The following is a 315-nucleotide window of genomic DNA, read 5'->3' on the forward strand; positions in this document are numbered from 1 at the left end:
CAAAAGTGCAGTAAACATAGCTAACAGGGTCAATCCCCACATTTTAGAGAGAAATGCGTGCGTACAGGTTTCCTTCCCAAATTTTAGAAAGCTAACCAAATAGCAAAGCCCTTCCATGGCCAGAACCTGTCTCTTATACACATCTCCGAGCCCACGAGACAGTACTCATGATCTCGTATGCCGTCTTGTGCTTGAAAAGGGGGGGGGGGGGGGGGGGGGGGGGGGGGGGGGGGGGGGGGGGGGGGGGGGGGGGGGGGGGGGGGGGGGGGGGGGGGGGGGGGGGGGGGGGGGGGGGGGGGGGGGGGGGGGGGGGGG

1 protein-coding gene is annotated in these 315 nt (G+C 65.1%); it reads left to right on the top strand.

The genetic code is table 11. The annotated features are described in order from the left end of the window. Positions 1-115: 115 nt before the first annotated feature. Positions 116-315: hypothetical protein (locus tag JHD69_RS20810; protein WP_199142207.1), on the top strand; the 200-nt coding region annotated here is incomplete at its 3' end.

This window comes from Pedobacter sp. ASV12 (assembly GCF_016429155.1).
Taxonomy (GTDB): domain Bacteria; phylum Bacteroidota; class Bacteroidia; order Sphingobacteriales; family Sphingobacteriaceae; genus Pedobacter.